Here is a 25074-nt window from a genome sequence, read left to right on the forward strand (position 1 = left end):
AAAACTCTCTTTTGCGAGCCTCAGCAAGGGTTCCGTTGCGAGAAACTTGACGTTTAAAACGACGTAAAGCGTCATCTAGTCCTTCGTTCTCTTTAAGTACAACTCTTGGCATTTGTTAACCCCCCTTCTGATGCATGCATTGATATTATACCGAATCACATATTAAAAAGCAATATTAATAAGCATTATTTTGAACTTTTTCACCTTGTAAAAGACTTACACCGCTACTTGTTCCAATTCGGTCGGCACCAACTTCAATCATTTTGATTAAATCATCATAGCTACGAACTCCACCTGCAGCTTTAACTTTACATTTATTTTGAACCGTTTCTTTCATTAATTTAACATCTTCAATTGTTGCGCCTGATGTTGAGAATCCAGTAGATGTTTTAACAAAATCTGCTCCAGCTTCAACTACAGCATTACAAGCTTTCACTTTTTCTTCATCAGTTAATAGGCATGTTTCAATAATAACTTTTAAGCAATGATTTCCTACTGCTTCTTTAATTACCCTAATTTCATTAACTATATAATCCATTTTATTATCTTTTAATGCCCCGATATTTAAAACCATATCCACTTCATCAGCACCAATTTCCACTGCATTTTTAGCTTCAAATACTTTTGATGCGGTAGTCATAGCTCCTAAAGGAAAACCGATAACTGTACATACACCAACATCTGTTCCTGCTAATTCTTTTTTACAAAATTCAATCCAGCATGGATTTACACATACTGTTGCAAAATCATATTCCTTTGCTTCTTTACATAATTGTAATAATTGTGATTCAGTACTGTTTTGTTTTAATAATGTGTGATCAATTGTTTTATTCAATTTCATTTGTAATATCTCCTTCACCATAATAGTATTTTTTTATCATTTCTCTTGCAACTCGATGATCACCTAAATAAGGTTCTCGTCCAAACTCTCCGTACATGAATATTTCATCACCCTTACCAAGAATTAATATTGTATCATTTCTATTTGCCATTTCAACTGCTTGTCGTATTGCATCAAATCGACTTTCAACAATAATATAGTTTGTTTTCTTAATACCCAATGCAATTTCTTGCGCTATATCATATACTCTTTCATCACGAGGATCATCTTCCGTTAAGATAATCATATCGCAATACTTGTCAGCAATCTCACCAAATACTGGTCGTTTCTTGAAATCACGTTTACCAGCAGAGCCAAACACCGCAATAATTCGATTTTCTTTTGGGGTGATTCTAGCACCATACTCCATTACTTGCATAATACCATCTGGTGTATGAGCAAAGTCAACAATTACATTATAGGGTTGTCCCTCATCAATTCTTTCCATTCTACCTTCAATTTGCTCAAAGCGATTTAGTTTTGGTAGAATCGCATCCATAGCAATCCCTTTCGAATGAAGTGCTGCAATAGATGCCAATAAGTTATAAATATTGAATGTTGCAACTAAATTAGTTTCAACACGATATTCATCATTGTGATTTTTTAATGTAAAATTCGTTCCATTCTTTAGTATTTGAATATCAACAGCTTGATAGTCAGCTTCTTTATTTATACCATACGTAATTACTTTACCCTTAGTATCTTCTACAATTGCAAGTCCATATGGATCATCAGCATTTGTAATAGCAACTCCAGATGACTTAAGTTTATCAAAGAAGCTTTTCTTAGCAGAAAAATAGTTTTCCATAGTACCATGATAATCTAAGTGATCATGTGTTAAGTTAGTAAAGATAGCAACATCAAAATCAATTGTATCAACTCTTCGTTGTTCTAATCCAATACTACTTACCTCAAGTGCACAGGCTTTCATACCTGCTTCTACCATATCATGCAGTACACCATGTAAATCATCTATTTCCGGTGTAGTTAATAATGGAGGTAGTTTTACATTACCATATTCTATTGAAATAGTTCCAATATATCCAGTGGGTACAGTGTCATTTAATATATTACGAATTAAATTGGCAACTGAACTCTTTCCATTTGTACCTGTTATTCCAAAAATAACAAGTTTTTCTGATGGTCCATCATAAAATATATTAGCAATTTGATTATATGCTGTTAATACATCTTTAACCCTTACATATGTTATTGATGGATCTATATTTTCAATTGGATCACTATACACAATACATACTGCACCATTTTTAATTGCTTGATCAACAAAGCGATGCCCATCATTCATCATTCCTTTAACGCAAAAGAAAATTGAATTCGGTCTGCGTTTTCTACTATCAGACATTAAACCTTGTATTTCTAATTCTGGTGCATTTTCAAATATTGAATTTAATTTCATGCAACAGTCACCCCTTTACTTTTCCAATAAGCTCATCATTTATTAAATGAGTTACTACTACATCTACAAATTGATTATGCGGATGTATACCTTCAATCGTTATTGGTAAATATTCACTTGAATGCCCAAACGATTTATCTCCCCTATGTTCCTCAATTAATACTGAAACTTCCTTATTTATAAACGAAGCCTTATATGTATAGTATAAATTTTTTGATAGGTTACTACAAGTTTGTACTCGCTCTTTTTTAATTTTATCTATTACTTGACCCTTCATTTTCTCAGCAACCGTTCCAGTTTTACTAGAAAATGGGAAAACATGCATAAAAGAGAATGAACAATCATGAATAGTTTTTATAGTCTCATTGAATTCTTCCTCACTTTCTTGAGGAAATCCTACAATTAAATCAGTACTAATTGATACATGTGGTAGTTCATTTCGAATTTCATTTACTCGCGCAATAAACTCTTCTTTCGTATATGGTCTATTCATTCTTTTAAGTGTTTCATTACATCCAGATTGAATCGGTATGTGTAAATGCCTTGCAATCCTGTTATCTTGCTTCATTAATTCAATTAACTCATCTGTAATTTCAGTAATTTCAATCGATGATATTCGAATGCGCTCTAATAATGGTGCTTGTTTTAATACTTCCTTTAAACATTTTGTTAAAGTTAAATCTATATCATGTCCATATCTACCAGTATGAATACCCGCTAATACTATTTCTTTATGATTAACTGATAATTTTCGAGCTGTTTCTACAACTTTTTCTAAAGGATATGAGCGTTCTTTCCCTCTAGCATATGGAATGATGCAATAACTACAAAATTGATTACATCCGTCCTGTATTTTCATATATGCACGTGTTTGATGTTCAAAATGCGATAAGCTTAATGTTTCAAAATCTGCATTTTCTCTTACATCTTCTACTAATACATGTTTTTCTTTCTTACTTAATGTTTCTTCTATTAGTCTTGGTATATCTTGTTTATGGCTTGAACCAACAAGAATATCAATGTGTTCATTTTCCTTCATGTTTTCGGCATTAATTTGAACATAACATCCAACAACACAAATAATAGCATCCTCATTTAAGCGAATAGCTTGATTTATCTTTTGTCGTGATTTGCTTGCTGCCGTATTCGTTACTGCACAAGTAAATATTAAATATACATCTGCTGTTTCTTTAAAACCCACTTCAATATATCCCTTTAATTTTAAAGACTGACTAATACTCTCAGCTTCATATGTATTAACCTTACATCCTAAACATGATATGGCATATCGTATCATTGGTTCACCTTCCATACTATTCTATAATTGCATCAATAGCACTAAGTGCATATGTTGCCGCAGTTTCCGCTCTTAATATTCTTTTCCCTAATGAAATACAATGAAATCCATCCTTTACTAATGAATCTATTTCATTTTGATCAAAACCACCTTCAGGCCCAATAACTAATGTCACTGAACTTGTTTCTTTTAATAAATCTCTTAATTTTTCACCAGTGTATTTTGCATCTTCATATGCAACACAGTTTAAAGTTTGTTTATATTTTTTAATATCTTTAAATGATATTGGTTCTACAATTGTTACGATACCATTGCGTTTCGATTGCTCTGATGCTTCTTGAACAATTTTATTCCATCGTTCTAACTTTTTTGATACTTTCTCATCTTTTGCTTTTACAACCGTTCTACTTGATTCAAATGGCACAATACAACTTACTCCTAGTTCTGTACATTTTTGAAGTAAGTAATCCCACTTTTCTTTTTTAATCAATCCAACACAAAGTGTTACCTTGCATTTCATTTCAGTATTATTAGGATCAACTTCATAGACTGTACCCATAACTTGCTTATTTTGATATTGTATCTTAGCGAATCCTGCATCTTGTTGTTGATTTACAAGGCGTACTATTGTACCCTCTTTCATTCTTAAAACATCTTGAATATGATGGCTTTGTTCCTTATCAAACTCAAAAGTCGAATTAACAGTTATTTCTCCTTGTACAAAATATTGTTGCATACACTTCTCCGCTCTTTTATTACCTGTATAGTGTACCAAATTTACTACAAAATAAAAAGCACGAGGTTTCCCCCGTGCCACAAAATCATTATTCTTTTGGTAAAACTAGGTTTAAGATAATTCCAATAGTTGCAGATAAAGCAGTACCACTTAGTGTAACAAACTTACCAAGAGGAAGTAATGCCCCGCCTAAACCAATAACTAACATTGCACTTGCAATGATTAAATTTCTTTGTTTTGTAAAATCTACATTATTATCAATCAACACGCGTAAACCATTTGAAGCAATAACACCATATAATAGAATGCTCATACCACCTAATACAGCATTAGGTATAGTTTGAATAAACGCCGCAACGATAGTACAGCAAGATAATACAATTGCGATACATGCTGCCCCAACTGTAACATAAACAGATGCAACTTTTGTCATTCCAATAACACCAGTATTTTCACCATAAGTAGTATTTGCAGGTCCGCCTAAGAATGCTGATATACTTGTCGCAATACCATCACCCATTAATGTTTTATCAAGTCCTGGATCTTTCAAGAAGTTACGTCCGCAAATTTTACCTAATACAGTGTGATCCCCTATATGTTCAGAAATAGTAACTATTGCTACTGGTAAAATTGCAAATGTTTCAGGTCCAAAATACAAATTATATGTTCTAAAATTACCAAATTGGAATGGTAAGATGAAATCTGGTAAAGCAAAGAACTTACCTGATTCTAAAACTGTTGTTACTTGAGAGAAATCAACAATCCCCAAAGCGCAAGCAATTAAATATCCACAAATAATTCCACAAAGAAACGGTATTATTTTAAAGAATCCTTTTGCTTTAGTACTAATAAATGCTGTTATTACAAATGTAAGGATTGCAACTAACATTGCTTTCCAATCCCCACCTTCAACAAAACCTGCATTACTTACAGCATTACCTGCTAACCCTAATCCGATTACCGCAATCATAGGTCCAATAATAATTGGAGGTAGTAATTTATCAATCCAATCTTTTCCAACAAATTTAATAATAATTGCTACAACAACATAAATTAACCCTACTAACATCAATCCCGTTTGAGAAGCATCTACACTTCCACCCATTGCTTCTACCGCGATTACAACCGCACTAATATAAGCAAAACTTGATCCTAAATAAACTGGTACTTTAAACTTTGTAATAATTGAATAAATAATTGTGCCAATTCCTGAAGCAAATAAAGCTACCGAAATTGGAAATCCTGTAAGGATAGGTACTAAGATTGTTGCTCCAAACATTGCGAATACATGTTGAAAACTAAGTAGTGCCCATTGTGCTGGTTTTGGTTTCTCGTTTACATCGAGAGTCATTTCTACTTTTTGTGACATTTTCTGTCTCCCCTTTCAAATGGTCTTTTTTTTCATGAAAAAAAGACCCCTAAGGATCTTTAGATTGTGCAAATTTTGCTTTATCTTTCTGACATCTCGTGTCAATTTAAAGAATCCTTGCGCTCATTATAGCACAAGCTTATTCAACGAAAAAGCCTTTACTTGTTTTTTTCTTCTCTTTTTCATCTTCATCTACTATTTCATTTACCGTAACTTGAACTTCAATTACTTTTCTAGCATCAGATCTAGTCACTTCGATATCTAAATTCATATAGCTAAACTTCTCTCCAATAGTAGGAATATGTTCAAGTTTATGAATTACCCATCCTGAAACAGTAATCATTTCAAACTCTTCTTCTGTTCTCACATCAAATCTTTCAAACATATCTTCAAGTTCCGCATCACACTCAACAAGGTATACGTTATCACTTAATTGTTTATAATATTCAACGACTACATCATGCTCATCCCAAATATCACCAACTAATTCCTCTAAGATATCCTCTAAGGTAATAATCCCTGATGTCCCACCGTATTCATCCAACACAATCGCCATATGAGTTTTAGAACTTTGTAATTGTTTTAATAGACCAGATATTTTAACGTGCAAGTTCGTAAATATTAATGTCTTAATAATAGATTTTAATTGACCTTTTTCATTGTAATACAAATTATAAAAATCTTTCTCATGAATAAATCCAACAATATTATCAATTGAATTTTCATATACTGGTAAACGTGAAAATGAATTAAAACGGAATACTTTTTCAATTTCATTAAGAGGACTTTTAATATCAACCGCAATTAAATCAACACGTGGTGTCAAAATATCTTTAACATCCAAATCATTGAATTCGATTGCAGCACTAATAAGATCACTCTCATGAGCCTCTAAATTACCTTCACTCTCTGCTTCTTCCACCATTGTCAATAACTCATCTTGAGTATCTGTATCTTCTTGTTTAAATTTAAACAACTTCTTAATTAAATTTTTCCAACATGTAAATAGTATGTTTAACGGAACAAAAATTACAATTAACACTTGTATAAAACTACTACTGAACATTGCGAATTGTTCAGGATTTTCTTTTGCCATACTTTTAGGTGTAATTTCACCAAATATCAATACAACAATTGTCATTACTAAAGTTGAGATTGACGCTCCTGTATCTCCATAAATTTTAGTAAAGATAACTGTCGCTATAGTAGCACTCGCAATATTTACAATATTGTTTCCAATTAAAATTGTTGATATTAAATTATCATAGTTATCCAATTGTTTTAAAACACGACCAGCAGTTTTATTACCATTATTCAACATATTTTTTAAACGTATTCTATTTGAACACGAAAAAGCTGTTTCCGTAGCACTAAAAAATGCAGAAAACATTATTAAAACGATTAAAATTATTAATAAAAATTGTACATGACTATCCATTTTTTCTCTCCTCTATGTAACCTCAATACTAAATAACGTACTTAATTAGGCACGCATAAAATGCAATCTTTGCTTTATATTGAGTTTTTCAAGGGAAATAACAAGATAGTTTTCCCTAAGCCTAATGGGTATAGGTGAATCGTCCAATTTTCACACATCCTTTCAAAATACTGGAATTATTATAGCACCCCAGTTACTTTAGTGCAAATTTGTAATGATTTAAGCCTTTGATTATAGTATTTTGCTGCAACATCTTCCACTCTGTTTTGCTTCATATAAAACTTTATCCGCACGATCAAATAATTCCAAACTTGACTTATCAGTATCACGTTTATATGTTGTTCCAACACTTATTGAAGTCGTAATTATCTTGCCATTATACTCTAGTTTAATATCCTTAATTGCTTTAACACATTTATTCAATATTTCTTGAATTTGATTTTCTGTTTTATTTATATGCAAAATTAAAAACTCATCGCCACCATATCTACCTAGCATAACTTCAGATGGTAATATCGATTCAATGGTACTAGCTACTGTCTGTAACATCAAATCTCCAGCAGTATGGCCATAGTTGTCATTAATCGTTTTAAAATAATCAATATCAAAAATTGATAAAGCAAGACTCTCATTCGTTAAATGCAAGAAATAGTTATCCAGTTTCTCCATAAATCGAATTCTTGTCGAACATCCTGTTAATACATCTTTATACGCAATATTAGACAAGCGTTGATTTAATTCAAGTGTTTTGTTAAACTCTCTTAAATCTCGACTATACGCTACAATAATATCTTCAGTCTCAAGTTTAAGTTTTACTAATGTTACTTCCGCTGGAATTTTATCCCCATTCTTTGAGTTATATACCCACTCAAAATTGTTAACACCTTTACGAAGAACTTCTTCAAACATCTTGTCCTTCTTAATTAAGCTATATTCGCCATCAGGTTGTTTCATAGGCATAAAACTTTCAAAATTATCCAATACATCTTGCTTACTATCAGCGCCAAGTAACTCTATTATAACTTTATTACAGTCAATTAGTTTTAAATCAATAGTCCATAATATACAGGCAAGAGGCATAGAATCTAATACCGCTCTAATTCTTTCTGAAGTTTGTTGTTGTATTCTCTCTACAGCTACTTGAGTTCTAATATCACGCGTAAATCCAGCAACTAATATGCCTGACTCATCATCTATTGCCTCCATACGAACTAGAGTAATTTCAGATTCAATTATTTCTCCATTTAACTTACAATGATGCCACTCAAATCGTGAAAAACCATATTCAAAAGCTTCCGCTATTTTTTCAACGGCCATTTCATCGCTTAATCTACCATTTTTTTGATATTTTGGTGATAAATTAAAGAAATTATCAATATATTCTTTCTCACTATTTAAATCAAATAATTTGACTGCTTCTTTATTACACATCGTGTTTTCAAACTTCGTGTTCCATAAATTGATACATAACGGTGTTGCATCTAAAATAGCCTTAAGTCTCAGATTAAACTTTGCATTCTTTTCTTCTAACTCAATTTGTTTACTCATGTCTCTAGTAAAACCAGCTACTAGAGGTTCACCATTATCTCCTAAGCCATCAATTCTCACCAAATTGATCTCAGCAGGTATTTTCTTACCAGACATATTTTGATGCATCCAAAAGAAATTAGAATAACCTGTTTCAAATGCCTCTTTAATTTTTCTAATTGATTTCTCATTTGTATCTGACCCATCTGGTTGAATTGGAGGTGATAGTTCAAAGAAATGCTTTGTATACGTTTCTTCATTATCTAAATCAAATAATTTGACCGCTTCTTTGTTACACATTGTATTTTCAAAATTTTGATTCCATAAATTCAAACATAGCGGAGATGCATCTAAAATTGCTTTTAATCTACTACTAAATTTTTTAATGCTTTCTTCCATTTTACTTTGCTCACTCATATCACGAGTATAGCTTAGTACAACGTAATCATTCATATATGGAATCCTAACAAAACGAATCTCCACTGGAAATTCTCTTTTACATTTATCTAAATGTTTCCAATAAACTTGAACAGGCTCGCCATCAAAAGCGCGAGTAACATACTCACCCATCTTATCTATACTTAACTTACCATCATCTTGATATTTAGGAGATAACTCAAAATAATTAGCGCTAAATTCTTGATAAGAATCAACATTGAACATATCAAGAACACGAATATTACACGCCATTATTCTTGAATCACGATTCCAAAAAATCAATGATAATGGTATTGAGTCAATCATCGCTAATAGAATATCTTTATCTTTGATTAATTGTTCATGAAATAATTTAGTATCTGGTGTAACAACTAATTTATCGTTTGCCATTGGTTGTAAGATATATTTCTCATAGAATTCAGCCTCAACTATTGGCTGAGCAACATAAAATCCTTGAATAAAATCAGAATTTAATAAACATATATACTCCTGCTCACCTCTTGTCTCTACACCTTCGATGCATACTTTCATACCTGCGTTATGACATAGTCGTATAACCGAATCAACAAAATCATAATTATACTTACTCTTATTTAATGATTTGATAAATGAGCGATCAATCTTAACAACATCTACATTAAAACGTGCAAGACTCGCTAAGGATGAATAACCAGTACCAAAATCATCCATCGCTACTTGTAAATGTAAGTTTTTTAAATCTTCCAATACTTCATTCACTTTTGATGCTTCAGTAATAAAGTAACTTTCCGTTAATTCTAATGTTAAATGTTTAGAATCTAATTCATATTTATCAAGTAGAGACTTAACATTTTCACAAAAATTCGAATCATAAAGTTGTAGATAAGAAACATTAACATTCATCACAAAGTTAGGTAAAAAAGCAACCCACAACTTGCATGTTTGAATAGCTTTCTCCAAAACCCATAAACCGACTTTACTTATTAATCCGTTCTCTTCTAACACTGGAATAAATGTGGTAGGACTTACTACTTCTTTTCCTGGTATTTCATATCTTAATAATGCTTCTGCACCTTTAATTTTTAAATTCTGTGCAAAACAGATTGGTTGATAAACAACATTAAAACCTTCAAAGTCATGATTAACACTGTTTGCCAAATCATTCTTTAAAGATTGTTCAATCATACGTTTAATTAGCATTTCATTTTTAAAGATTGTACATTGATTTTTTCCATTACGCTTAGAATACTCAAGAGCGGTAGATACAGCTTTTTCTAACTCTGCCCACGTATCCCCATCATTAGGAAATGATGCAATCCCTGATGAAAGAGTAAATCTATATGATAAGTTATCTAAATTATGTGGAGTATTTGTATATTTATTTATTTTTTCATAAAGATCTACGAAATCTGTTATTGAACATTTACTAGAAAACAAAATTAATTGATCTCCATCAAATCGATAAATTAAAACATCTTCTGGTAATAAATTCATTAATTCTTGAACTGTAATCCTTAATACTAAATCACCAAAATTATGATCATTTAATGTATTGATTAACTTAAAATTATCAATACCAATTAACATTACCGTTCCTGTTAAATCAACTCCATTTTGCTTTAACAAATCAAAATGTTCTTCTAACTTCTCATGCATTAATAACCCTGTTACATTATCAATTATTCCTTCTCCTGATAAACTATGCAAAATACCGATAATTAAAACAGGTTCTTGCTTACTATTATAATTAATAAAAGTAGTTTCCTTTAACCATATTTCCATTCCTTGGTTAGTAGTAACTTGATAAGTGCATTCCATTTTATCTCTTTTATTAGTTACACCATTTTCAATATAATTATCAAGAATACTTAAATCCTTTTTATGTATGAAAGAACTCCATTTATCATAAAAATCTTTTCCTTTTTTATCTATTGCAAAATCTTCAATCATATTATCTGATAAGTAGTAATCATTATCTAAAAGATTAACAATATAAATATAGTCAGAATTATTACCTATTAGTGTTTGGAAAATGAATTCAGGAAGTAAGTTTAATGTGTTTTCCCCGTCCAAATAACACACCTACCTTTCTATTAGAAACAAGATATCCTTTTAACTTCTTCTTTGTATATTGTAAATATACAACATATTGTATTCATTTTAAACACCATAATAAGGATATACCTCTAAAAAGTGAAAAAATGTTGATTAGTCAACATTTTCTTCGTATTTATTTAGTAGTTTAATAAATCTAGGTTCTTTAAGCAAATCCACTTCATTTATTTCACTTGCATATTTAAGTAACATTGATTGGATCATTTTTTTATCAAATTTACCATCTTTTAGTGGTACATGATCATAAATTATTCTGTTATAAACAACAGGTTTTTCAAGATTTTCAAAATATTCTTCTAATTGAGACATAAATGCTTCCATATCATTTATCTGCATCCCTTTAGAAATCTTTGCGGTCAGAATTATAAGATTGTTAATCCCTAATAAATCATTAAAATCATTAAGTAATTTTTTATAGTATTCAGCTTGTTCCAAATCATTTAATTCTTGTTTTATTTGATATCCCATAAATATATAGTTTTCAATTTTGTTGGCTAATAACATGATTTCTTTTTGAATGATCTCAGTTGCTTCATCATATTTCTTTTGATTTGTATAACATGTTATTTCTAGTGGTTTTGAATCAATCCGTTGTTGTGGTAAACGCTTCAAATGTTCTTCTACTTGTTTGTATTCCTTATTTTTTAGCGCATCTACTGCAAGCATATGTGATGCATAAATTTTAATTTCCGCATCATTGCTTTCTTCAAGCAACCTTAATAAGTCGTAAAGATGCTTATCTTTATCTTTTTCAATTTCTTGATTACTCAATGATTTGCCACCAATAAGCATTACTACAAGCATATATATTAGCTTATTACAATTTGGGTATTCACTAATCATATCCATAGCTTCATCATATGCTAAATTAAAATCTGTATAACATTTCTGAGCAATTTTTTCTGACATCGCAGCAATTTCTTTATCACTCAATTCTTCTTTAAATGATAATAATGTATTCAAATCTACTTTTAATAATCGAGCTAAAGGTGCAACTAAAGTAATATCAGGATAAGTAACTCCTGATTCCCATTTGTTAACAGCTGGTGTCGAAACATTTAAGCATTTCGCTATCTCTTCTTGTGTTAATCCAAGCTCTTTTCTTTTTTTCTTAATTACTTCATTTATTTTCATTTTTATTCTCCATTTAGTCAAAAGTCTTTTGATACTTAAATTATACTAAACATCTCCATTTATACAATTGAATCAAAATTAAGTTATAATAATTTTTATTAACTTCAAGTTAAAAGGATAAACGACCGTTTATCCTTCTAGATCAATATATCTTTTGACTTAAATTCACGATGAACGCTAGCTACTACTCCATGATAAATTATCTTATCATCAGTTTTTTCAGTTAATGTCGCAACAATAAACACAGGATGTAGTGAGCCATCATTAGCAATTAAGCGATAGAATATTTCTACCCTATCTTCTGCAATCTTCATTCGCTTTATACCTTCAATAACATCCCTTAAGTCATCTTCAAATACAATAGCATATGGGTTATTCTCTTCCATATTATTAAGTTCTAATTGAGTATATCCAAGAAAACGAGCAACCCAATTATTGCAATGCACTAACGATAGATTATTATCCGTAATGATGATTTCCAATACACCTGTCGGTATAGTGTCAAGCAAATTTGATAACCGTTTATGAGCTATTTCAATTTCTTGTTTTAGCTTAAACAATTCTTCTACATCTGTTTCAATACCATGAAATATAATTTCATTTTTAGTTCTTTCTGTCATCGAAGCATCAATTGCCACATGTACATAACTACTATCTTTTCTTTTCAATCTAAAAATCGAATGAACTTCATCTAAACCACCATAGATTTTACTAATAATTTCTTTTAACATCGGCTGATCATCAGGATGCGTAATACTCATAATATCATCTTTTTGTAAATCATTTAGTTCTTCAATTGAATATCCTGTAAATCTACTTGTCCATTTATTTACATGCATAATTCTAACTCGATCAGTAAACGAGAATATAAGTACACTGCCTGGTATGTTTTCAACAAGTACATCATAAGGAGTTTTTCCCTCAACTTTATTTATTTTACCATTATTGTCTATAAGAGTTTGTAAAGAAATAATATCATTTGAACTATCAAAAGATATTTGTTCAAAATTAGTATCTACATTAATTGCGTGATAACAACATTTTCCACTTTTTTTAGATCTATATAAAGCAGTATCTGCCATATGATATAGTTTTTCAAAAGTGACATGACTTTTTCCATATGCTAGACCTATACTAACTGACACTGGAATAATTTCTTTGTCTACTTCAATCGCTATTGATGATAATAATTCTTCTGCTTTGCGTTGCAATAAACGTTGCGAAAAATTACCATTTAGCATTACCATAAACTCATCGCCACCCATACGCCCAACAGCATCACTATTTCTAAATATTTTTTTCAATGTGTTCGCAACTTGTCTAAGTACTAAATCACCAATGGGATGTCCTAGATTATCATTAATTTGTTTGAAATCATCTAAATCAATCATAAATAGAGCTGTAACATTTTCTGGATTATAGTTTTGTAATAGTTTAGTTGCTCTCGCTTCAAAACCTTCACGATTTAATACTTCCGTTAATCCATCACTAAACATTTTATATCTAATACGATCTAAACCTTCATCAACACTTTGATAATCTATTTTACTCAATGAACCAAAACTTAATGGCATAATTTGTGTAAAAATTGTATCCCAATTATCATTCAATTTATACGTAATAATGGTTTGAGTTATGCTATGTTTATTAATCATTTCAAGATCATCAACATAATATAGTTCAACTTGCCCAGTTAATAATGCTGAATTATCATTTAAATAATTAATTTTATAATTAGAAATAGAATAATTTAAAAATCCAGGAGTTGTTGTTCCTTCATCATTATTTACAATTAAGATACCATCTTGGAAATTTTCTTTTAATCCACTGTCAATTATTTCTAAAATATTATCTTTATTAGAAGCTATATTTTTTTCTAAATTTTCTTTGAAAAGTGTTAAAAATTCTTGTTTACTAGCCATACATATAGCCTCCACTAGTTCCATCAAATAAAAATTAACTCTAATTACATAGTATTTATTAAGTTTCTACCGCTTTAAATATACTCAATTTAAAGCAAAAGGTAAACAAAAACATATAAAATCAACTATTTACTCTATAAAAAGAGTACTTTCCTATACGAAAAAATACAGTGTACACTAATGCACACTGTATTATGACTAACTATTCAGCTGGGATAACTGATCCATCACTATAAGTATCAAGGATGAATTGTTTAACTTCATCAGACTTTAATACTTCAATTAAAGTTTTAATTGCAGGATCATTTTCACGACCTTCTTGTACTGCAACGATGTTTACATAAGGATTTGTAGCATCAGCTTGTTCAAGAATTACTGCATCTGTAGTTGGATTTAATCCAGCTTGAATTGCATAGTTACCATTGATAGCAACTAAATCGCCTTCACCTTGTTCAAATACTGTAGTAAGAAGTTCAGGTTTTACTTCTTGGAATTTTAAGTTTTTAGGATTTTCAGTGATATCTTCAATTGTTGCGTTTTGTGCATCAACACCCTCAGCTAAAGTAATAACTCCTGATTTTGCAAGAATTGATAAGATACGTCCATGATCAGCGATAGAGTTAGAAATAATAACTGTTGCACCATCTTTAATTTCATCAACTGATTTTACTGTTTTTGAATAGAATCCAAATGGTTCAATATGAATACCAGCAGCGTTTACAATTTTGTAACCATTTGCTTCAACTTCTCCATCAAAGAAAGGAACATGTTGGAAATAGTTAGCATCTACTTCACCATCATTTAAAGCTTTGTTGAAAATATAGTAGTCATCTAATACTTGAATTTCAAGTTCAATTCCTTTTTCAGCAAGGATTGGTTTTGCGAATTCTAAGATTTTAGCATGTGGGTCTAATGTTGCAGATACAACTAATTTAGTTGTTTCACCTGTTGTAGGTTCAGTTGTTTCTGGTGTTGCTTCTGGTGCTGGTTTGCTTGAACAAGCAGCAAGTCCTAAAACTAGTAATCCAGCGAGTAATGTTTTTAATACTTTCTTCATTTTCTTTTCCTCCGATTTATCGTTTGTCAATTTTTTTGACGATATAGTCACCAACACCTTGTATTATAAATACAATAATGATGACAAGTACTGTTGCACTGAATAGCACAACATTATCTCTTCTAGCAAAACCATAGAGATATGCAAGATTTCCTAAACCTCCTGCACCAATGGCACCTGCCATTGCTGTATAGGAAACTAATGAAATTCCTGTAACACAAATACCTGAAACTAAAGCGGGTAGCGCTTCTGGAATAAGTACTTTAGTAATAATCTCTAACTTACTTGCTCCCATTGCTTTACTTGCTTCAATCGTTCCTTTATCAACTTCCGTAAACGCAATAACCGCAAGTCTTGCATAAAAGGGAGTCGCCGCAATGACGAGAGATGGAATTGCTGCTTTGGCCCCAAGCATTGTTCCAACTAACATCTTTGTAAACGGTATAACTAAAATCAATATAATAATGAATGGTATCGCACGCAGCACATTAATAATAAAATCTGTACCTGCATTCAATACTTTATTCTTGTATAACCCCTCCGATTGAGTACTGAATAAGAGAACACCAATAATTAATCCAAAGATGACTGATAGAATTAAGGATGTAAAGGTCATGAATAATGTTTCATTTAATGCTACAACAAATTGATCAATATTTATTTTTTGTAATAGTTCTGTCATAGAATATCAACTTTTACTCCTTCCTTTTCTAACAGTTCCACAAACTGTTTATATTCTTCATCACTTCCGTTTGATGCATGGGCATAGATGACGCCCATGGGTCCCACCTGTGAGTGAGTGATATTTGAATTTACGATACTAACTGGTAGTGTTGTTTTACGAATAACCGTTGCGAGTATTGCTTCATTACTAATATCACCAGTAAAGTTCAAACGTAACACTTGTCCATAAGGATATAATTTCTTTAACTCTCTACGTATAACATCAATATTTTTACCTTCTACAGTTTGTACAAATCGTTTTGTAACATCATCTTTTGGATGTTCAAATATTTCTTTCACTGTCCCCAGTTCAACAACTTTACCATCACTCATAACTGCAACTCTATGACAAAGTTTTTGTACAACTTCCATTTGGTGAGTAATCACAATAATTGTAATGTTGTATTGACGATTTATACGATCAAGTAATTCTAAGATTGAATCTGTTGTTTCAGGATCAAGAGCTGATGTAGCTTCATCACAAAGTAGAATACTTGGATTATTCGCAAGTGCTCTTGCGATACCCACTCTTTGTTTTTGCCCTCCTGATAATTCACTAGGATATGCTTTTTCTCTTCCTTCAAGACCCACAAGATTAATTAATTTTTGTACTCGTTCTTTTCTTTCGATTTTTGAAATACCTGCAATTTCCAATGGAAATTCAATATTTTCTTCAACTGTTCTTGACCACAATAAGTTAAAGTGTTGAAAGATCATCCCAATTTTTTGTCTTTTCTTACGAAGTAGTTTCGTACTCAATTGACTAATATCTTCTCCATCAATGATGACTTTACCACTACTTTGTTTTTCTAATTGGTTAATAATTCTAACTAAGGTACTCTTACCTGCACCAGAATAACCAATGATTCCAAAGATTTCACCATCTGCGATTTCTAAGTTTGCACCTCTTACCGCATGAATATCTTCACCTTTAGATGTAAATGTCTTTACAATATCTTGTATTTGAATCATATTCTAGACCTCCTTATATACAAAAAATCCCGTCCCTATACAAGGACGAGATATATATTCCCGTGTTACCACCTTTATTCGTAATTACCTCACAGTAATTACCTTATCAAGTACAACTATACTTTATCACGTTAACGGGTGAATCCGTCATAGCCTAAGTTTCCCTCGGTATGCAACTCCAAGACCATTTTCATCTCAACTTCCATTATCCCTTTTCAGCTACCAGGACTCTCTAAGAATTTAGGTTGACATTACTTTTCTCTTCAATGTCTTTAACAGTACTTTACACTCTCAAATGTAAGATGTCAATATCTTTTTTCTGAAAATGTTTACAGTTTGATATATTTACTTATTTTATCTTCGTTGTAATTTAATACTAAATCATTTGGAAAATCAACTTCTGCTAATAATGCATCTGTATGATCAGTATTACCAACATCAAATGAAATATGCGCATCACTATCTAAAACTATCATACAGCCTACTTTTTTACATGCTTCTAATATCTTACGACAATTTTCTATTCCATTCACACGACTTGATATTGGACGTAATGAAGAATTATTAATTTCTATTAACGTATTTGTTTCTAGTGCCATTTTTGCCAATTGATCAAAGTCACATGGATAACGATCATCATCTGGATGTCCAATAACTTGAATGTATGGATTATTACATATCGCTTTATATGCACTCATATTATCTTCCAACGTATGTGTTGTGCTATAGCAAGGTGTATGAAAAGAAGCAACGCAATAATCTAGTGACATAAGAACATCTTCATCTAAGTCAACTATTCCATTTTCATCTATTATATTTAATTCGCATCCTCTTAAAACTCTTACCCCATCAATCATCGGTGGAATTACAGATAAGTTTTTAAAATGAAAAAAGTGTGTACCACCAGGAATCCCTGGAGCATGATCACTCATACCATAATATTTTAATCCTTTATCTTTAGCTGCTTTTATATTCTCTTGTAGTGTACTATATGCATGACCGCTACTTATTGTATGTGTATGTAAATCCAATATATTCTTCATCTTATCCCCCACTTAACTTAACTATTATAGAACTTTACTATTTTAATTACAAGGATACCTAACTCATCCATGTACAAACAAAATAAAATAATTAAAAATTAATTATGATATAATATTCAAGAAAGGTTGATGATTATGAAACTAAATACAACTTGTAATAGTATTGATTTTGATGATTTTGTACTTAAGCATAATTTAGTGCATTATACAAAAACATCAATGTGGGCACAAAATAAAAATAATGAAGGAACCCCTGTTTATCTTGGGTTTGTAGATAATAATCAACTAATTGGTACTGCCCTTGCATTTAAACGGAAATGGCATAACAAGACTTATTTTTATATCCCTTGGGGTCCATGTTTAAATACCAACAATCTTGAACAATTTAAAGAAGCCCTTCAATTATGCATCCAATATGCGCGCAAAGAAAATGCTTTCTTTTTAAGAACTGACTTTAATATCCAAAGAGTATCTAGAGATATTGATGGTAATCAAATAGATGGAATTAATAATGAACATATCACTGAATTACTGAAAGAAATTGGTTTTAAACATAAGGGATATGGTTATGCATATAATGGTAGTTGGGTAAATCGCTATACCCTAATTGCTAATTTAGATAAGCCTCTTGATGAAATATTAAAAAGCTATCATAAAGCTAGACAAACCGCTATTAAAAGACATTCAATCATTGGTGTTACTACCCATTTAGCAACGCAATCAGAAATATCTTACTTAATGGAATTTGAAAAAGAACTTGCCGAAATACAAGGATTCAAACCACACACACGCACATACTTTGAAAATATCATGGATAGTTTTAAAGATCATGCTAGATTTTACATTACCGAAATAGATTTAAAACAAATGGTTGCTGGTTTAGACGAAGAAATACATTCCAAAAAGTATGCAAAGGATAAAGAAGCCCTCGCATCAAAAGAGAAGGAATATAACGAAGCTGTTTCTCTTCATTCTAAATATGGTGATAATGTAGTTATTGCAGCTGGATTGTTCTTGTATGTTGGTAACACATCTTATGATTTATATACTTATAATCGTAAAGAATTTAATTTTGTTAAACCAGTAGATAACTTACATTACTTTGCTATGAATGATATGAAAAATTTAGGTGTACTTAAATATGATATGTGTGGTTTTTCTGGAGTCACTAATTCTGATGATCCTTATTATGGTTTATATAGCTATAAGAAATCATTTGGTAGTGAGTTTACCGAATACATCGGTGAGTTTGATTACATATTAAATGTAAAAAACTATACACATTTTATTAAATCAATAAAACTAAAAGGAAAAATTAAGCGTAAACTTAATTCCATCCTATATAAGAAAAAGAATTTGAAGTAATTTTCAAATTCTCTTTAAAATATAAATGATAATAAAGCAAGTACAATAATTCCTAACACAAAATACAACCAAAAGTTACCTTTTCTTTTACCACTAGAATAATTATTTTGATCATCTTTATAATTGTTATCTCTTAGATTTCTCGCATCATCTCTTTTGATATTGTTCATCTGTTGATTTTTAAATAGATCCATTATTTGTCCTCCTCAATTATGTCAAATCTTTCGCAAGAAGTATTAAATGAAAACCTACCTCATATGCATTTGATTGAATCCCTATCACTTTAAATCCATGTTCAAGATACCATAGATAGTCAACACGGTCACATTGTAAGTTTTTAATAGCGTGTGAAATATCCATAATTTTTTGATTATGAATGTTAAACCCTATTGAGCTAATCCCACTGCGTAATGTAAGATAACCTTTACTTTTAGCATATTTTTCTGCAGTTTCAATCAAATCACCTAATTTATGTTCAAGTTTAAATTCGCCATGATCATCATATCCACAACACTCAAGTTCTAAGGTGCGATAACCAATTAATTCTCTACACAATATCCATCCCCTTGGATGTTGCCTATCTTCACCTATAACCCATCCCACAGTTTTAATTGCTTCATTTATATCATAGAGTTGTCCATAGGCTTCTTCCCTAGTTGGCCACCATTCAGGTTTAGAATGAGTCATTAAAGTTGCTACATAGTTAATTGAATCATTATCCAACTCAAATATTTCCATGTAATCACCTTTCTTTCTTACTTGAATTATAGCATAGAAAAAAAACATCCTCACGGATGTTTTTGCTATTTAGCGTAATTTGAAGAATCCAGGAATTTGGTTATCTTCTTCTTCAACGATTACTTCTTCCTCATAATCGCGTGCTGCATATCCAGATTGTGGAGTAACTGGCTTACCTTGTGTTGGTATTTTTGCCTTTGGTAAATCAAATCCAGTAGCAATAACAGTTACAATAATTGCATCACCAATTTTTTCATTGATAGCAACCCCAAATATAATATCGATATCATTACCTGCAGATTCACGAATGAATTCAACAGCTTCACTTGCATCATATACTGAAATTGAAGCACCACCAGTAACGTTTACAATTGCATTTTTAGCACCTGTAATTTGAGCTTCTAGTAATGGTGATTGAATAGCCTTTTGAGCAGCTTCTTGTGCTTTGTTGTCACCTTGTGACATACCAATACCAATTAATGCAGATCCTTGACCTTCCATAATAGAACGAACATCAGCAAAGTCTAAGTTCATTAATGCAGGAACAGCAATTAAGTCAGTAATTGTTTGTACACCTTGACGTAATACATTATCAGCTTCTTTGAAAGCTTCTTCAAATGGAATATGACCAATAACTTCTAGTACACGATTATTTGATACAATGATTAAACTATCAACGTATTCTTTTAATTGTTCAAGCCCTTCTTCAGCTTGAATCATACGACGTTTACCTTCAAAACTAAATGGTTTAGTTACGATACCAACTGTTAAAGCACCCATTTCTTTTGCAACTTTTGCAAATAATGGTGCAGCTCCAGTACCAGTACCACCACCAAGGCCTGCAGTTAAGAAAATCATATCTGCGCCTTCCATAGCTTTTTTAATGTCTTCTTGACTTTCTTCAGCTGCTTTACGTCCATTTGCAGGATTTCCGCCAGCTCCAAGACCATCTTTACCTAGTACTATTTTATTTTCAACAGGTGAAACTTCTAATACTTGTAAATCTGTATTTGCGATAAAGAATTCAACTCCTTGAACTCCCTCTTGAACCATTCGGTTTACAGCATTATTTCCAGCACCACCGATACCGAATACTTTAATTTTTGCAACTTGATTATAAGCTAAATCTGCCATCTCTATTCCCTCTTACTTTCTTGCTTCAAAAAGCATACCTTTCAAACGTTTTGTAATTGATTCTTCTTCTGAATCAGGATTTTGTTCTTTATAGTGAACAGTCTTACTAAATTGCTCCATATCAATACTATTTTCATTTTGTCCATTAATAGGAAGCTGATCTTTATATGCAAAGAATAAACCTAAACATGTCGATAAACCACTGTATCTAACACCTAATGTTTCTGGTGTATAATTCTTTACTTCAACACCTAGTTGTTTCGACAGTAAAGTAGCTAAACCTTGAAGTTCTCCACCTTCTCCAGTAATCATAACAGTCGTCTTATTTGAATTCAAGATAGGAAGACAAATAGATTTCATATCGCTCAACCACTTTTGAACATCTTTTTCAATACAACCACATAATTCTTTCTCAGACATCGTGAATGTTTCACCATGATTTGCCCAAATATAAATAGGCGAATTTGTGTATGATGTCTCATCCAATCGAGCATTATATTTCAATAAACGAGAAATAGTCTCATTGGGTAGGTCAAATTTTTCTTTGATTGAATCAATCCATGTATCTATACCATTCTCAAAGATATCACTATTCATTAGTTTTCCTTTTGATAGTAAACCAAGTGTTGTAGTTTGTCTTTCAAGTTTAATAACAATTACATTTTGATCCATTGTTTGTTCGAATAACGCCGCTTCTTTTGCAAGTGCAAACGTATCCAAATAAATATCCATAACACTTAATCCTGTTTCTTCTACACAGCGTACTAAGTCAAATGCTACATCACGATCAACACATAATAAATCAATATCAATTGTTAAATCCGAACATTTTTCATTTAGCGGCATACGTCTTGTTGAAATACCATTGCATGTGTATTTCACGCAAACTGCTTGTACCATAGCCAAAGAATCATCAATTTTAGTAGCCATTGCCTTTTTTACAGAACGACGAATATCTTGAATAGTCACAACATTCTCAATTGATTCTACTCTTGTATTCACTTTAAGTGGGTAACGATGCATATTAACTGAAGGAATACACAATAAAACACGCTCAATTTTTGCTCCTACTGTACGAGTAGCATTATCAACCGCTTTTTTAATTGACTCTTGAATCGCTTCAGCGTCAGATATTCTGTTATTGCTTATCCCAAATGCTGGCACTCTTTCCACTTTGATAATATTAAAGCGAGTATTAAAAAATTCGCCTAAAATTAATCTAATTTCGTGATCTGCTATTTCTAGGGCAGCAAAGATTTGTTTATCCATGTCCTTAGGAGACCCCCTTTTCAAATTCACAATGTTATAATAACACATATATTCCATTATAAAAAGAGATTACGTAATAAAATGAATAATTTTCATAAGAAAATGTCGTCCAAATACTTGCAAAGAATGAATAGGTATGTTATAGTTTACAAGCGAATTACGAAATTAGAGAGGGGGTCTACGGTATGTCAAGAGTTTGTGCCGTATCCGGTAAAAAAGCATTATCAGGAAATAAACGTTCACATTCATTACGTGCAACTCGTCGTAAATGGAATGTAAATTTACAAAAAGTTAAAGTGATGATTGATGGGAAACCGCAAAGAATCCGTATTTCCGCTCGTGCATTAAAAACATTAAAAGCTGAGCAAGCAGGAAAATAAAAAGAACTGAAAAGTTCTTTTTTTTAATCATTTGTTTGCATCGCAAGCAATCTACCATTTTGAACATGAATAATACATGTTTCACCCAGAATCTCATTGGATAAACCGATGAGATTTTTTGTATCCATAAAATAATCCGTTAAAACATACTTAACATTTTCAAATGTAACAATTGCATCCTCAATAGCAAACAATGATAAATACTTATAATTATTTTTACTAATTGAATGTGTACCTACATCTAAGCAAAATATTTTATTGCGATCATCCATCAATACTAATTCAATGCCATTTTCTTGAATGCACATTTGTTGATTAACATAATGATGATCAAGTCGTCCACCAATAGAACCAAGGAATAATAGTTTTTCATATCCTCTTTTTTTACACTCATCAATCGCTGCTTGACTATCACTAAAATCTTTCATTGCTTCAAGTTGAATAACATCATCACTCATTTGATAAATAAGATTGCGTTCTTCAATTGATACCGAATCAAAATCACCTACCGCAAAAGTCATACGTATACCAGACGAAGCTAAGTACAAAGCTCCCCTATCAACACCAACAACATCACCTACAACTTGCGATAGTGATGTTTTAATATTCGCAACAAGCGTAACTTGTTTTAACATAAACTAGCTACTGCATCCTTAATATTATTTTTAAATACGTAACTACCTGCAACTAAAACATCTGCACCAGATTCTTTACATAACTTACCTGTTTCTTGATTTATACCACCATCAACTTCAATAAGTGTTTCATAATGATTATTAACAATTACATCTTTAAGTTTTTTAATTTTATTTAATGCTTCTGGAATAAATGATTGTCCTCCAAAACCTGGTTCAACAGACATAACTAAAACTAAATCAAATTCATTAACAATATCAAGAATTGATTCTACATTTGTATTAGGTTTAATACTAATTCCCGCTTTACAACCTTTTGAACGTATACTACGTGCTAATTCAATACATGCTTCTTTATCTTTGCACGCTTCATAATGAAAAGTAATCATATTAGCGCCCGCATCAATAAATACATCCGCAAAGAAAACTGGATCACTTACCATGATGTGAACATCTAAAAATAGATCTGTCATCTTACGAAACGCTTTTAAAATATCAGGACCAAATGTTAAATTAGGTACAAAATGTCCATCCATGACATCAAAATGAATCCACTTTGCATTTGCATCTTCCACTTCTTTAAGTTGTTGGTTTAAATTACAAAAATCAATTGATAATACCGATGGTGCTATAATCATATATTTTTCCTCCTATTTTTTCATTAATGGTAAACATTGTAGATAATTTTCATAGCGGATAGAAGATACCACATGATTCTCTACTGCTTTTTTTATCGCACATCCAGGTTCATTTAAATGAATACAATCTCTAAACTTGCACTTACCTAAATAAGGTTTAAATTCAAACATTGAATTACATAATTCAGTAGGTGTTGTTTTAGAAAAATCAAGAGAAGAAAATCCTGGTGTATCAGCAACCCATCCCCCTGCAACCTCATGAAGTTCGGTATGTCGTGTCGTATGTTTTCCTCTACCCAGTGCTTTTGAAGTCTCTTGTGTTCGTAACTCAAATGTAGGATCCAGCGTGTTAAGCAAAGTGGATTTACCAACACCACTTTGTCCTGTTAATACCGTTATTTTATCACATAAAACTGCCGCAAGCTCTTGATCTACATTATCTTTACCACAAAGTAGTACAACATAACCTGATTTACGATAATCATCAACAATTGTATAAATCCCATCGTCGCTTGCTACTAAATCCATTTTAGTAATACATATTACTGGTTGAATATTAGCAATTTGAATTAGAAAAGAAATACGATCCACTAACGTAGCACTAAATTCTGGATCTTTACTAGACATCACAATAATAGCTTGATCAACATTAGCAATCGCTGGACGTAGTAAAGAGTTCTTTCTTTCAAGAACTCTTTCAATACCAACCTTATCATCATAAAACTCTATTTCTACTAAATCACCTACTACAGGAGTAGTTTGAAGACGTACCTTCCCCATAGCTACACAAAGAAGTCTTTCTTTGTTTTCAGTTAAAACAGTATACTGATTTGAAACTATTTTAATAATTCTAGCTTTCATCACATCT

Annotated in this window: 23 protein-coding genes and 1 other annotated feature; of the genes, 2 read left to right on the plus strand and 21 right to left on the minus strand. The window is 31.3% G+C overall.

From position 1 onward, the window contains the following. The 14 genes from rpsU to RR430_RS01210 form a co-directional block, all read right to left on the minus strand. The coding region (gene rpsU, locus RR430_RS01145; RefSeq protein WP_332483147.1) for a 30S ribosomal protein S21 at positions 1 to 112 on the minus strand (112 nt) is incomplete at its 3' end. 63 nt (positions 113 to 175) lie between these two features. Next, entirely contained in the window at positions 176 to 841 is a 666-nt protein-coding gene (gene deoC / locus RR430_RS01150; protein WP_332508571.1) for a deoxyribose-phosphate aldolase, read from the minus strand. Beyond that, on the minus strand, positions 828 to 2297 hold the full coding sequence (locus tag RR430_RS01155; RefSeq protein WP_332486875.1) for a UDP-N-acetylmuramoyl-L-alanyl-D-glutamate--2,6-diaminopimelate ligase: 1470 nt from the start codon (positions 2295 to 2297) through the stop codon (positions 828 to 830). Before RR430_RS01155 ends, deoC begins: the two co-directional genes overlap by 14 nt. Positions 2298 to 2304: 7 nt before the next feature. Then, positions 2305 to 3594: a tRNA (N(6)-L-threonylcarbamoyladenosine(37)-C(2))-methylthiotransferase MtaB gene (gene mtaB / locus RR430_RS01160; RefSeq protein ID WP_332486874.1), complete on the minus strand. Its 1290-nt coding sequence runs from the start codon at positions 3592 to 3594 to the stop codon at positions 2305 to 2307. A gap of 16 nt (positions 3595 to 3610) precedes the next feature. After that, on the minus strand, positions 3611 to 4330 hold the full coding sequence (locus tag RR430_RS01165) for a 16S rRNA (uracil(1498)-N(3))-methyltransferase (protein ID WP_332486873.1): 720 nt from the start codon (positions 4328 to 4330) through the stop codon (positions 3611 to 3613). 88 nt (positions 4331 to 4418) lie between these two features. Beyond that, positions 4419 to 5699 (minus strand): uracil-xanthine permease family protein, encoded by a 1281-nt coding sequence (locus tag RR430_RS01170; RefSeq protein ID WP_332486872.1) that lies wholly within the window; start codon positions 5697 to 5699, stop codon positions 4419 to 4421. Between the two features lie 139 nt (positions 5700 to 5838). After that, positions 5839 to 7137 carry an HlyC/CorC family transporter gene (locus RR430_RS01175; RefSeq protein ID WP_332486870.1) on the minus strand — a complete coding sequence of 433 codons (1299 nt, stop codon included), beginning with the start codon at positions 7135 to 7137 and terminating at the stop codon, positions 5839 to 5841. Positions 7138 to 7368: 231 nt separating this feature from the next. Further along, complete coding sequence (locus RR430_RS01180) at positions 7369 to 11154, minus strand: EAL domain-containing protein (protein WP_332486869.1); 3786 nt, start codon at positions 11152 to 11154, stop codon at positions 7369 to 7371. A 135-nt stretch (positions 11155 to 11289) separates the two neighbouring features. Further along, positions 11290 to 12330 carry a helix-turn-helix domain-containing protein gene (locus RR430_RS01185; RefSeq protein ID WP_332486868.1) on the minus strand — a complete coding sequence of 347 codons (1041 nt, stop codon included), beginning with the start codon at positions 12328 to 12330 and terminating at the stop codon, positions 11290 to 11292. 137 nt (positions 12331 to 12467) lie between these two features. Continuing rightward, complete coding sequence (locus tag RR430_RS01190) at positions 12468 to 14252, minus strand: diguanylate cyclase domain-containing protein (RefSeq protein WP_332486866.1); 1785 nt, start codon at positions 14250 to 14252, stop codon at positions 12468 to 12470. Positions 14253 to 14454: 202 nt separating this feature from the next. Further along, the gene (locus RR430_RS01195; protein WP_332508572.1) at positions 14455 to 15309 is read right to left on the minus strand and encodes a MetQ/NlpA family ABC transporter substrate-binding protein; all 855 of its coding nucleotides are present in this window, start codon (positions 15307 to 15309) and stop codon (positions 14455 to 14457) included. A 16-nt stretch (positions 15310 to 15325) separates the two neighbouring features. Then, a complete protein-coding gene (locus RR430_RS01200) occupies positions 15326 to 15991 on the minus strand; it encodes a methionine ABC transporter permease (protein WP_332508573.1) in 666 nt (221 codons plus the stop codon). Continuing rightward, on the minus strand, positions 15988 to 17004 hold the full coding sequence (locus RR430_RS01205) for a methionine ABC transporter ATP-binding protein (protein WP_332470190.1): 1017 nt from the start codon (positions 17002 to 17004) through the stop codon (positions 15988 to 15990). The genes RR430_RS01200 and RR430_RS01205 overlap by 4 nt, the downstream gene beginning before the upstream one ends. 38 nt (positions 17005 to 17042) lie before the next feature. Further along, positions 17043 to 17280 (minus strand) — a binding site (T-box leader). Positions 17281 to 17333: 53 nt separating this feature from the next. Beyond that, positions 17334 to 18047 carry a phosphatase gene (locus tag RR430_RS01210; protein WP_332486859.1) on the minus strand — a complete coding sequence of 238 codons (714 nt, stop codon included), beginning with the start codon at positions 18045 to 18047 and terminating at the stop codon, positions 17334 to 17336. 135 nt (positions 18048 to 18182) lie between these two features. On the opposite strand from RR430_RS01210, the gene RR430_RS01215 reads away from it, so the two are divergent. Beyond that, positions 18183 to 19412: a lipid II:glycine glycyltransferase FemX gene (locus RR430_RS01215; protein ID WP_332486857.1), complete on the plus strand. Its 1230-nt coding sequence runs from the start codon at positions 18183 to 18185 to the stop codon at positions 19410 to 19412. A 14-nt stretch (positions 19413 to 19426) separates the two neighbouring features. Here the strand turns inward: RR430_RS01215 and RR430_RS01220 are convergent, their stop codons facing one another. The 4 genes from RR430_RS01220 to RR430_RS01235 all read right to left on the minus strand — a co-directional run bounded on the left by RR430_RS01220 (position 19427) and on the right by RR430_RS01235 (position 22553). Beyond that, the gene (locus RR430_RS01220) at positions 19427 to 19606 is read right to left on the minus strand and encodes a hypothetical protein (RefSeq protein ID WP_332486855.1); all 180 of its coding nucleotides are present in this window, start codon (positions 19604 to 19606) and stop codon (positions 19427 to 19429) included. Positions 19607 to 19622: 16 nt separating this feature from the next. Beyond that, positions 19623 to 20150 carry a hypothetical protein gene (locus RR430_RS01225; protein WP_332486854.1) on the minus strand — a complete coding sequence of 176 codons (528 nt, stop codon included), beginning with the start codon at positions 20148 to 20150 and terminating at the stop codon, positions 19623 to 19625. 69 nt (positions 20151 to 20219) lie between these two features. Beyond that, positions 20220 to 21284 (minus strand): cell division protein FtsZ, encoded by a 1065-nt coding sequence (gene ftsZ, locus RR430_RS01230; RefSeq protein WP_332486853.1) that lies wholly within the window; start codon positions 21282 to 21284, stop codon positions 20220 to 20222. A gap of 12 nt (positions 21285 to 21296) precedes the next feature. Then, complete coding sequence (locus tag RR430_RS01235) at positions 21297 to 22553, minus strand: cell division protein FtsA (protein WP_332482218.1); 1257 nt, start codon at positions 22551 to 22553, stop codon at positions 21297 to 21299. Positions 22554 to 22738: 185 nt separating this feature from the next. On the opposite strand from RR430_RS01235, the gene rpmB reads away from it, so the two are divergent. Next, positions 22739 to 22933 (plus strand): 50S ribosomal protein L28, encoded by a 195-nt coding sequence (gene rpmB, locus RR430_RS01240; RefSeq protein ID WP_332486851.1) that lies wholly within the window; start codon positions 22739 to 22741, stop codon positions 22931 to 22933. A 23-nt stretch (positions 22934 to 22956) separates the two neighbouring features. Here the strand turns inward: rpmB and RR430_RS01245 are convergent, their stop codons facing one another. From RR430_RS01245 to rsgA, 3 genes are read right to left on the minus strand one after another with little or no spacing between them, the layout of a single operon-like run. Further along, complete coding sequence (locus RR430_RS01245) at positions 22957 to 23568, minus strand: thiamine diphosphokinase (protein WP_332486849.1); 612 nt, start codon at positions 23566 to 23568, stop codon at positions 22957 to 22959. After that, positions 23562 to 24206, minus strand: a complete 645-nt coding sequence (gene rpe / locus RR430_RS01250) for a ribulose-phosphate 3-epimerase (RefSeq protein ID WP_332486848.1) — start codon at positions 24204 to 24206, stop codon at positions 23562 to 23564. Before rpe ends, RR430_RS01245 begins: the two co-directional genes overlap by 7 nt. Before the next feature lie 12 nt (positions 24207 to 24218). Next, positions 24219 to 25070, minus strand: a complete 852-nt coding sequence (gene rsgA / locus RR430_RS01255; protein ID WP_442878263.1) for a ribosome small subunit-dependent GTPase A — start codon at positions 25068 to 25070, stop codon at positions 24219 to 24221. Between the last annotated feature and the right edge of the window lie 4 nt (positions 25071 to 25074).

It is taken from the genome of Anaerorhabdus sp. (assembly GCF_036641015.1).
Taxonomy (GTDB): domain Bacteria; phylum Bacillota_I; class Bacilli_A; order Erysipelotrichales; family Erysipelotrichaceae; genus Anaerorhabdus.

Excerpts from the sequence above, each read along its gene's own strand:
- RR430_RS01175 (WP_332486870.1), bottom strand. The coding sequence starts at position 7,137 with ATGGATAGTCATGTACAATTTTTATTAATAATTTTAATCGTTTTAATA.
- RR430_RS01165 (WP_332486873.1), bottom strand. The coding sequence starts at position 4,330 with ATGCAACAATATTTTGTACAAGGAGAAATAACTGTTAATTCGACTTTT.
- rpe (WP_332486848.1), bottom strand. The coding sequence starts at position 24,206 with ATGATTATAGCACCATCGGTATTATCAATTGATTTTTGTAATTTAAAC.
- RR430_RS01220 (WP_332486855.1), bottom strand. The coding sequence starts at position 19,606 with ATGGATCTATTTAAAAATCAACAGATGAACAATATCAAAAGAGATGAT.
- RR430_RS01185 (WP_332486868.1), bottom strand. The coding sequence starts at position 12,330 with ATGAAAATAAATGAAGTAATTAAGAAAAAAAGAAAAGAGCTTGGATTA.
- RR430_RS01235 (WP_332482218.1), bottom strand. The coding sequence starts at position 22,553 with ATGGATAAACAAATCTTTGCTGCCCTAGAAATAGCAGATCACGAAATT.
- RR430_RS01225 (WP_332486854.1), bottom strand. The coding sequence starts at position 20,150 with ATGGAAATATTTGAGTTGGATAATGATTCAATTAACTATGTAGCAACT.
- RR430_RS01195 (WP_332508572.1), bottom strand. The coding sequence starts at position 15,309 with ATGAAGAAAGTATTAAAAACATTACTCGCTGGATTACTAGTTTTAGGA.
- ftsZ (WP_332486853.1), bottom strand. The coding sequence starts at position 21,284 with ATGGCAGATTTAGCTTATAATCAAGTTGCAAAAATTAAAGTATTCGGT.
- deoC (WP_332508571.1), bottom strand. The coding sequence starts at position 841 with ATGAAATTGAATAAAACAATTGATCACACATTATTAAAACAAAACAGT.
- RR430_RS01245 (WP_332486849.1), bottom strand. The coding sequence starts at position 23,568 with ATGTTAAAACAAGTTACGCTTGTTGCGAATATTAAAACATCACTATCG.
- RR430_RS01155 (WP_332486875.1), bottom strand. The coding sequence starts at position 2,297 with ATGAAATTAAATTCAATATTTGAAAATGCACCAGAATTAGAAATACAA.
- RR430_RS01205 (WP_332470190.1), bottom strand. The coding sequence starts at position 17,004 with ATGATTCAAATACAAGATATTGTAAAGACATTTACATCTAAAGGTGAA.
- rpmB (WP_332486851.1), top strand. The coding sequence starts at position 22,739 with ATGTCAAGAGTTTGTGCCGTATCCGGTAAAAAAGCATTATCAGGAAAT.
- RR430_RS01210 (WP_332486859.1), bottom strand. The coding sequence starts at position 18,047 with ATGAAGAATATATTGGATTTACATACACATACAATAAGTAGCGGTCAT.
- RR430_RS01215 (WP_332486857.1), top strand. The coding sequence starts at position 18,183 with ATGAAACTAAATACAACTTGTAATAGTATTGATTTTGATGATTTTGTA.
- RR430_RS01200 (WP_332508573.1), bottom strand. The coding sequence starts at position 15,991 with ATGACAGAACTATTACAAAAAATAAATATTGATCAATTTGTTGTAGCA.
- RR430_RS01170 (WP_332486872.1), bottom strand. The coding sequence starts at position 5,699 with ATGTCACAAAAAGTAGAAATGACTCTCGATGTAAACGAGAAACCAAAA.
- RR430_RS01190 (WP_332486866.1), bottom strand. The coding sequence starts at position 14,252 with ATGGCTAGTAAACAAGAATTTTTAACACTTTTCAAAGAAAATTTAGAA.
- mtaB (WP_332486874.1), bottom strand. The coding sequence starts at position 3,594 with ATGATACGATATGCCATATCATGTTTAGGATGTAAGGTTAATACATAT.